The sequence below is a fragment of the Pantoea sp. Pa-EAmG genome, from assembly GCF_030024295.1.
Taxonomy (GTDB): domain Bacteria; phylum Pseudomonadota; class Gammaproteobacteria; order Enterobacterales; family Enterobacteriaceae; genus Pantoea; species Pantoea dispersa.
In genome coordinates, this window is sequence record NZ_JASEWO010000192.1 from 1 (window position 1) to 7,819 (window position 7,819).

A 7,819-nucleotide genomic window follows, 5' to 3' on the forward strand; every position below is an offset into this window, starting at 1 on the left:
CTGGGTGATATTCTGGCTAACGGCGGTGAGAACCTGTTCGTTAATGACGACACTGTGCAGATGATGGTGAAAGGCAACGCGGGTGACGTGGTGAATCTGGACGACCAGCTTAATGGCACCGACCCGGGCGACTGGGCGAAAGCCACGGGCGTGGTCGAGGTTTCGGGCGTGCGCTATGAGGTCTACCAGCACAGCACCGAAAACGTCGAGCTGCTGGTACAGGAAGGCGTCACCACAAACCTGGTGTAACTAAAATCTCAATCATCTAATCAACCGGCCTCCTCAGGGAGGCCGTGGAGGAGTCATGACAATTTTCAGAACGACCGCGCTGGGGCTGGCTGCTGCACTGGCAATATTCGTAACGGGGGCGCAGGCCGCCGAAAACTTTGGCCGCGGCTATCAGCCGGTTGCCGCCGTTGGTGAGCACCAGGCCCAGATTGTGTTCCTGCGCGACAGCGCAGCCGCGAAGGGCAGCGCTAACGTATACATTGACGGTGAATACCATTCGGCGCTGCTGCCGGGCGGGTTCACTACCTTCTGTGTGGCACCGGGCAGCCATACGCTGGGCGCTTTTGTGAACGACGCACCGTCCTATCAGGGTAAACGCACCCAGCCGTGGCGCACCACGCTGGAAGGTGGCAAGACCTACTTCCTGAAGGTCAGTCAGGGTCAGAACGGTATGCCTGAGGCGCTAAGTCGCTCCGACGCAGAGCGCGCGCTGCAGTCAATGCGCCTCCAGTCGCACACGCTTTCCCGCGCCTCCGCGGTGGAAGCCTGTCAGTATCTGCAAGGACCGATAGAGTACACGCTGTCAGGTGACGTGCTGTTCCGCTTCGGCAAGTCCGATCGAAACAGCATCACCTCGCAGGGACAAAAGGCGGTAAATGATCTCGTCAGCCAGATCCAGCGCGAGCACAGCGAGGTTCGCCGCATTCAAGTTATCGGTCATACCGATCCGATTGGTTCTGAAGCCGCTAACGCCGCGCTGGGTCAGCGTCGTGCCGACACCGTACGTCAGCTGATGGTGGAAGCCGGCGTGTCAGCCCGCACCATTACGGCCAGCAGCGCCGGTATGGGCCAGCCGGTGGTCGAAACGTGCAGCGGCAGCAAAGCCGAGCAGATCGCCTGCTACGCGCCTAACCGCCGCGTGGCGGTCCGCGTCGACGGCAGCGCGGCGCGATAAATCTGTCACCGCACTCTGCGTGTTAATCTTCAGGGGACGGCTCAGGCCGTCCCTTTTTTCGGATCTTTTTTATGAAACGCTTATTTTTATTTTCCCTGCTGCTCGTTTCGGGCGTACAGGCCTCACCTGCTTTGTTTGCTGAAAAGTATCATCCTGCACCTCCAGTGGTTCAGGAGATGAGCCACGTTGTCTATTATCGCCCGGCCCCGGCTGAGCGAGCGGCAAAACAAGTCGGGATTAACGTATACGTTGATGGCGAGTTTCAAAGCTCGCTGCTGCCGGGAGGATATACACGTTTTTGTCTGTCCCCGGGAAAGCACACCCTGGGCGCACGCGCTGCAGCAGGCAGCCAGTATCCCGGTAAAGTCACAGAGCGCTACTCCGCAGAGCTCAAACCCGGCTACACCTATTTTCTTCGCGCCAGTGATTCAGATGAAGCTCTGCCCCAGACTGTGCAACGCAGTGAAGCCGAACGGCAGTTACAGGGCCTGAAGCGTCAGATTCATCTGCTGAACCGGGCCTCCGGCGTGATCCCCTGCGTTTATGACACTGACAGGGTGCAGGCGGTGCAGCGTTATGTCATTGAGCGTGACGAACTGTTCATGCCGGATTCCGGAGAGCTGAGTGAAGCGGGCCGTCAGGCGATCGCAGAGCTCGCCGTCATGCTGCGCCAGAACCTGAGCCGGATTAACGAGGTGCAGATAATTGTACGTCCCGTTTCACAGGCAGAGCCGAGCGGGCTTGGGCTGCAGCAGGCAGAGCAGTTGCAGGAACAGCTGATGCGCGATGCCATACCCCGCGATCGCATCAAGCTGGTGCCAGGCACCGATGCCACTGCGTGTGACAGCCGCTGCCTGAGCGAACAGCATATTAACGTGTATGCCCGGTAAAACCTTTTTCTTACGCTGTCTCAGAAACAGGACGCGTCTGGGAAGGGTTTACGCCTGCTTCATGTCAGAATTTTCTGGTGACGCAGAGACGGGCTCTGGGTCCTGCTATCCAGAGAGTGAAGTATGCATAACGTTAATAACAGCGCCACGCCCGGCGATACGCACGGTGCAAAAGCGTTCACCCGTCTTGATGACAGCCTCCTGCAGAGCGTGTCCTGGATTTGTCATCATTATGGCCTGGGAAAAACCGACGAGGGGCTGCTGGCAGGCCTGCCGCGTTCATCCGTGCTGACGCCTTCGCTGGCGCTGAATGCGCTGGAGAATGCAGGCCTGACCGGTGGACTCGTTCAGCGCGCCTTGCAGGAATTACCTGCTCAGATTATGCCGGTGCTGCTGATAAGAGAAGGCTCAGCCGGCTGCGTCCTGCTGGGCCGACGTGAGGTCAAAAACAGCGAAGGCAAAAAATCGCTGCTGTATCAGGTGATCCTGCCGGAGGTCAGCGCTGCTGCGGTCGAGCTGCCGCACGAAGAGCTGGCCGGGTATTACAGTGGTTACGCCATTCTGGTGAAACCTGATGCCCGGGTGATGCCGGGCGAGGCCGACTCGCTGCCAAAACCTGAAGGCCACTGGCTGTTCAGCACGCTCTGGCGCTATCGCCGGTATTACCGCAGCGCCGCGCTGGCCGCAGTGCTGATCAACGTGCTGGCACTGGCCTCCATTTTCTTCACCATGAACGTCTATGACCGCGTGATCCCTAATCAGGCTTTTGTCACCCTCTGGTCGCTGGCGGCTGGGGTCAGCATCGCCATGCTCTTTGAAGCGGTTACCCGTTTTGTCCGCGCACACCTGATAGATGTCGCAGGTAAGAAAGCCGATCTGGTGCTGGGTGCCGTACTCTTCCGTCAGGCGCTGGCGGTGCAGATGGAACACAAGCCTGCCTCTGCGGGTTCATTTGCTAACCAGATCCGCGAGTTTGAATCCGTGCGCGATTTTATCGCCTCTGCCACTCTGGCGGCGATAAGCGATCTGCCGTTTGTACTGCTTTTTGTCGCGGTCATTTTCGTCATCGGCGGCCCGCTGGCGTGGATCCCCCTGCTGATTATCCCCGTTATTGTCATCATCAGCGTGGCTATTCAGTGGCCGCTGGCGCGGATCATGAAAGAAAACCTGCGTGAAAGCTCCCTGAAGCAGGGTGTGCTGATTGAGTCCATTGAAGGTATGGAAACGCTCAAAGCGACCGCCGGTGAATCCTGGATGCAGCGACGCTGGCAGAACTTCAGCGCGCTGCAGTCGGCATCCGGCATGAAGTCCAAACGATTTTCATCCATGGCCACTGGTGTCACCACTTTCGTGCAGCAGTTCCAGACGGTGCTGCTGATCGTGACCGGCGTGTATCTGATTGATGCCGGTACCCTGACCATGGGAGCGCTGATCGCCACCGTAATGCTGTCCAGCCGCTGTACCGCGCCGCTGGCGCAGGTGGTCGGACTGGCCGTGCGTTTTCAGCAGGCGAAAGCAGCGCTGAGCTCGCTGAACAAACTGATGGATATGCCCACCGATCGTGACGTCAAGCGGGATTATCTCCCGCAGCCCGACATTACCGGCAGCATCAGGCTCCAGGACATCTGTTTTTCATATCCTGCTCCGCCAATGCAGCCTAATCCGGAAATCCTCAAAGGAATTTCGCTGTCCATTCAGGCGGGAGAGCGCGTGGCGATCATCGGGCGCATCGGCAGCGGAAAGTCGACGCTGCTTCGTCTGATTGCCCGCCTGTATCAGCCCGTGAAAGGACAGATGTTCGCTGACGATCTCGACGTTAATCAGATTGACCCCGCCGACTGGCGAAAAGCCGTCGGATTTGTGGGTCAGCAGGCGCGTCTGTTCCACGGCACGCTCCGCGAAAACATCATGATAGGCAATCAGAACGCGACCGCGCGCGCACTGCTGCAGGTATTGAAACTGACCGGGCTGGACGGCGTAGCGGCCCGCCATCCGGCAGGGATAAATCTCCCGGTGGGTGAGGGAGGCGAAGGGCTTTCCGGCGGACAGCGTCAGCTTGTCGCACTGGCCAGAACGTTGCTTGCCACGCCGTCGCTGCTGCTGATGGATGAGCCAACCAGCGCAATGGATTCTCAGACCGAACGACAGTTCATCACGCAGCTCGGGCAGGCCGTGCATCAGCAAACGCTTATTGTCGTCACCCACCGGCCGTCAATGCTGGCGCTGGTTGACCGCATCATTGTTATTGAGGACGGCAAAGTGGCGCTGGACGGCCCGAAAGAACGGGTTCTGAAGGCGCTGCAGGGATCGCCTGAGCAAAAATCGTCTCCGGGAAAGCCCGCCGGGAAGACTGGTGTTCCGGTTCCGCCTGAGCCTGCCACCACTGCAACCGTTTAGGAAAATCATCATGTTTCGTAGAAAGAAGAGCGCGCTGACTAACAGTGATGTTGCCTTTATGAACGATATTGAGGCTTCTCTGATGGCTCAGACCACACCCAGTTCGAAGCTGGTGCTTTACATCATACTGGCGGTGCTGACGGTGGGGCTTATCTGGGCAAACTATGCCCGCGTGGAGGAGATTACCAAAGGGGAAGCCAAAATCGTCTCCAAGAGCCGTGAGCAGGTTATTCAAAGCCTGGAAGGCGGCATTCTGGCAAGCCTCAGCGTGCAGGAAGGAGACATCGTCGAGCGCGGACAGACCCTGCTGCAGATTGACCCGACACGTGCGCAGTCCAGCTACCGCGAAGTACTGACAAAAGTCATTGGCCTTAAAGCCACCATTGCCCGTTTGCGCGCTGAAGCCTATGGCCAGCCACTGGAATTTGATGAACAGGTCATGAAGGACCCTGTCGTCGTGGCGCAGGAAAAGCAGGCATACCAGGCACGACTGAGCGCGCTGAATGCCAGCGTGGACTCCTTACAGCGCAGCTATAACCTTTCAGCAAGTGAGATCAGAATGTCTGAACCGCTGGCTGCTAAAGGGCTGCTCTCTGAAGTAGAGCTGCTGCGCATGCGCCGACAGGCCAATGACATCCTTTCTCAAATCACAGAGCGCCGGAATCGCTATCAGGCAGAAGCCAACGCAGAGCTGGTCAAGCTGGAACTTGAACTCGCCCAGACCACTGAAAGTCTGGTCGGACGTGCTGACGTGGTGGATCGGACCACCCTGACGGCACCGGTACGGGGCACGGTAAAAAACGTGCGCGTCAGTACCATTGGCGGCGTCATTCAGCCGGGCGAGCACATTATGGAAATTATCCCGCTTGAAGAACAGTTGCTGGTCGAAACCCAGATCCGGCCGGCCGACGTGGCCTTTCTGCATCCCGGATTGCCGGCCACAGTGAAAATTACCGCCTACGACTACGGCATATACGGTGGCCTTACCGGACGTGTGGAAAATATCAGTCCGGATACGCTGAAAGACGATCAGAAGGCAGCGGCCGGTAGGCCCGATGCCATCTATTACCGCGTCATGGTGCTGACTGACAAAAGTCATCTTGATGCCGGCGGTAAATCGCTGCCGATTATTCCGGGCATGGTTGCCACCGTTGAAATTAAAACCGGCGAAAAAACCATTCTTGATTATCTGCTTAAGCCGGTGCTAAAGGCCCGTGAAGCATTTCGTGAGCGTTAATAACATGAACAACAATTTTCATTTTGTCCTGACACTGGTAAGTGCCGGGATCCTGCTTGCTTTTTCGGCAGCCAAAGGCTTTGCCGGAACGGATGACGAACTGCTGCAGTTTGTATCCGTAGCAGACGGTGCTGACGCACCGGCATCAAAGTCTGTCAGGGCGAATCAGAAGCCATTGCTGACCAGTACGCCGGTCAGCAATGCTGCTCCTGTTGTCAGGAAAACGCCGCAACCAGCAGCCAGAGTGCAGACAGAAAGCACCGCGGCATCAATGCAGAATCTGAAGAGCAATGCCACCCTGTCACGCCCGGTGGATCAGTCACCTCGCTGGACCCGCAGTACCGCTTCGGCTTCACGCGCGCCGCTTCCTAAAACGGACTCAGCTTCCGGTGCAGACATTCGGGCTCTGCTTGCGCGCGCAGTGAATCAGGCCGTGCGCATCAGTCCCCGCCTCAGTAACGTGCGCTATCAGGCCGAAGCCGCACAGGGGAACGTTGATGAAGCAAAAGGCCAGCGCTGGCCTCAGGTGGATGTGACCAGCTCAAGTCAGAGCCTGTATTTCGGCAGCGGGAACCGCCCCTCGTCGGGTAAGAATGATGTGGTGTCCTTTGGCGTCAATATGGCGACTACGCTCTACGATTTTGGTCAGACAAGTAACACTATCCGGGCGCGTGAGGACCAGGCAAGCGCCGCAGACGCGGCTATCAGTGCAGAAGCCGAAAGTCTGGCACTGGACGTCAGCGCCGCTTTGCTGGAACGCCATAAACAGCAGCTGATTATCAGCATCAGCGAGGACTACGTCAGAAGAATGAAATCCCTGACCGACATGCTCAGTGGTATTGTGGATGTCGATCAGGGACGTCGCAGTGAGCTGACCCAGGCACGCGGGCGACTGCTCTCAGCGCAGGCATCGCTGGACAGTTCGGTCGCCAAAGCCCGCGATCAGGACATCGTACTACAGCGTCTGCTGGGACATTTTGAGGTCAGCCTGCCACCCGGCAGTGAATGGGGATTATCAGTGCCGGATGGCTCAAAGCTGGCCAGTCAGATCCCGAATAATCCGCTCATTCTGAAAGCGCTGGCTGAGGCTCGGGCGGCGCGCTCAGAGGCGGAAGCGGTACGCTCGTCCGGCCTTCCCAAAATTAACTGGGTCGTCAGTAAGAACACCGGACAGGATGAGCTGGGCAGAAGGCAGGCATTTCAGACCGGTGTGCAGGTCAGTTGGGGGATCTTCCGTGGCGGTTCCGGCAGCGCGGCGGAACGTGCTGCGCTTGCCCGGGCGGAAGCCAGCATGCAAAGCGTCGAAGAACAGCGCCGTGATTCGGAACAGCGGATCCACGCCTCACTTCAGGACGCAGAAGCACAGCTGGAACGTGCTGCCCTGTATCATAATCTGACGGCGGAAACCGACCGCATCCGCCTTGCCTTTTTTGAGCAATGGTACCATCTTGGCAAACGCACCTTACTTGATGTGCTTAGTGCCGAGAGCGATTACTACAATAACCGCGTGAGTGAAGTCAGTAGCCGCGTGGATGGCTATGCTTCCCTGATACGCGGCTATGCTAACGCCGGCATGCTGATAAAGTGGCTGGGTCAGCGGGTACAATAATGTCTTCTGGTTTTCCAGACTTTTCCTGACTGAAGGAGAGACAGAATGAACTTTAAGGATAACAACGTGATTAACATTGTGGTCGTTGACGATCATCCACTGATCCGCGAAGCATTAAAGATCAGCATTCAGCATCATGCTTCACTTTCTCTGGTTGCGCTTTGCAAAAATCGGGAAGAGTTAATGCATTATCTGACCCATCACAACGTGGACCTTCTCGTCCTGGATTATGTTTTGGGCGGCAAAGATACCGTTGATGGACTGCAGCTGATCAAACAGCTGCGAGCCCATTATCCAAAACTGAAGATACTGATGTATTCCGCCATCGAGAGTCCGGCGCTGGTGCAGATGGTGCTGAAAAATGGCGTCAGGGGCTATATCAGTAAAACCAAAGAAGTCGGCGAACTGATCGAGGCAATTCTTCAGATTGCCAGAGGGAAACGTGTTGTCAGCGATGACATGCAGTATGAACTCGACAGATTCGGCGCGGGTGAAAAAAGCAT

Annotated in this window: 7 protein-coding genes; all 7 read left to right on the forward strand. The window is 57.2% G+C overall.

Translation table 11 applies throughout. The annotated features are described in order from the left end of the window. The coding region (locus tag QMM04_RS19120) for a Biofilm associated protein A (RefSeq protein ID WP_282996773.1) at positions 1 to 249 on the forward strand (249 nt) is incomplete at its 5' end. Between the two features lie 55 nt (positions 250 to 304). Beyond that, complete coding sequence (locus QMM04_RS19125) at positions 305 to 1,183, forward strand: OmpA family protein (RefSeq protein ID WP_282996774.1); 879 nt, start codon at positions 305 to 307, stop codon at positions 1,181 to 1,183. Between the two features lie 71 nt (positions 1,184 to 1,254). Then, the gene (locus QMM04_RS19130) at positions 1,255 to 2,073 is read left to right on the forward strand and encodes a hypothetical protein (protein WP_282996775.1); all 819 of its coding nucleotides are present in this window, start codon (positions 1,255 to 1,257) and stop codon (positions 2,071 to 2,073) included. A 123-nt stretch (positions 2,074 to 2,196) separates the two neighbouring features. Next, complete coding sequence (locus tag QMM04_RS19135) at positions 2,197 to 4,470, forward strand: type I secretion system permease/ATPase (RefSeq protein WP_282996776.1); 2,274 nt, start codon at positions 2,197 to 2,199, stop codon at positions 4,468 to 4,470. A 10-nt stretch (positions 4,471 to 4,480) separates the two neighbouring features. After that, positions 4,481 to 5,707 carry an HlyD family type I secretion periplasmic adaptor subunit gene (locus QMM04_RS19140; protein WP_282996777.1) on the forward strand — a complete coding sequence of 409 codons (1,227 nt, stop codon included), beginning with the start codon at positions 4,481 to 4,483 and terminating at the stop codon, positions 5,705 to 5,707. Positions 5,708 to 5,978: 271 nt separating this feature from the next. Continuing rightward, positions 5,979 to 7,316: a TolC family protein gene (locus QMM04_RS19145; protein ID WP_282996779.1), complete on the forward strand. Its 1,338-nt coding sequence runs from the start codon at positions 5,979 to 5,981 to the stop codon at positions 7,314 to 7,316. Between the two features lie 45 nt (positions 7,317 to 7,361). After that, positions 7,362 to 7,819 (forward strand): response regulator transcription factor (locus tag QMM04_RS19150; protein ID WP_282996778.1); only part of this gene is annotated, 458 nt, incomplete at its 3' end.

What these genes read in the sequence shown, in the direction of transcription:
- QMM04_RS19125 (WP_282996774.1), top strand. Translation starts at nt 305, where the DNA reads ATGACAATTTTCAGAACGACCGCGCTGGGGCTGGCTGCTGCACTGGCA.
- QMM04_RS19130 (WP_282996775.1), top strand. Translation starts at nt 1,255, where the DNA reads ATGAAACGCTTATTTTTATTTTCCCTGCTGCTCGTTTCGGGCGTACAG.
- QMM04_RS19135 (WP_282996776.1), top strand. Translation starts at nt 2,197, where the DNA reads ATGCATAACGTTAATAACAGCGCCACGCCCGGCGATACGCACGGTGCA.
- QMM04_RS19140 (WP_282996777.1), top strand. Translation starts at nt 4,481, where the DNA reads ATGTTTCGTAGAAAGAAGAGCGCGCTGACTAACAGTGATGTTGCCTTT.
- QMM04_RS19145 (WP_282996779.1), top strand. Translation starts at nt 5,979, where the DNA reads ATGCAGAATCTGAAGAGCAATGCCACCCTGTCACGCCCGGTGGATCAG.